Source organism: Pseudomonas agronomica, assembly GCF_025917275.1.
GTDB lineage: Bacteria > Pseudomonadota > Gammaproteobacteria > Pseudomonadales > Pseudomonadaceae > Aquipseudomonas > Aquipseudomonas agronomica.
Window position 1 is genome coordinate 1 of record NZ_JAOSHO010000877.1, and the last position, 1,110, is coordinate 1,110.

The window sequence follows — 1,110 nt, forward strand, 5'->3', positions numbered from 1 at the left end:
ATCGCGAGCAAGCTCGCTCCCACAGTGGATATCTTTGACTGAACTAACACCGCAACCCGGCGAATCTGGCGCTTAGTATATCGACGAAGCCCAACCGCCGTTGGGCTTCGCTCACATTTCTTGCAACTGTTATTCCAGGGCTTTCCAGATATCGGTGGCGTATTCGCGGATGGTCCGGTCCGAAGAGAACCAGCCCATGCGCGCGGTGTTGAGCACCGCCGAGCGCCACCACTGCTTGGAATCGTGCCACCTTTCTTCGACCTTGGCCTGGGCGTTCCAGTAGGCGTCGAAATCGGCACAGACCAGGAAGCGGTCGTAATCCACCAGCGAATCCACCAGCCCGGTGTAGCGCATCGGGTCGTCCGGCGAGAAGACGCCACCACGAATCGCTTGCAATACATCGCCAAGGCGATGGGACGCGGCGATGTCCGGCGCGGCGCTGAATTCACCGTTGCGCTTGCGCGCTTCCACCTGCTCGGCGGTCAGGCCGAAGATGAACATATGGTCACCGCCGACACGCTCGTGCATTTCCACGTTGGCGCCGTCCATGGTGCCGATGGTCAGCGCGCCGTTGAGGCCGAACTTCATGTTGCTGGTGCCCGAGGCCTCGAAACCGGCGGTGGAGATCTGCTCCGACAGGTCCGCCGCCGGGATGATGCTTTCGGCCAGGCTGACGTTGTAGTTGGGCAGGAACACGACTTTGAGCAAGCCGCGCACGGTCGGGTCGTTGTTCACCACCCGGGCGATGTCGTTGGTCAGTTTGATGATCAGCTTGGCTTGGTGGTAACTGGCGGCGGCCTTGCCGGCGAAGATTTTCACCCGCGGCACCCAATCCACTTCCGGCTCGGCACGAATCGCCTGGTACAGCGCCACGGTGTGCATCAGGTTGAGCAGCTGACGCTTGTATTCGTGGATCCGCTTGACCTGCACGTCAAACATCGCCGCCGGGTTGACGGCGATGCCCAGCCGTTCGTGGATCAGGTAGGCCAAGGCCTTCTTGCTGTGCAGGCGCTGTTCGGCGAACTGCTTGCGAAACGCCGGTTTGTCGGCGAACGGCTCCAGTTCGATCAAACGCTCTTCGGGATTGTCGAGCACGCTCGGGCCAAGGGC

At 61.4% G+C, this 1,110-nt stretch carries 1 protein-coding gene; it reads right to left on the reverse strand.

Features of this window, described 5'->3' with window-relative positions; translation table 11 throughout:
- Window positions 1-129 precede the first annotated feature (129 nt).
- Window positions 130-1,110 (reverse strand): glycogen/starch/alpha-glucan phosphorylase (locus OC610_RS27835; protein ID WP_264432783.1); only part of this gene is annotated, 981 nt, incomplete at its 5' end.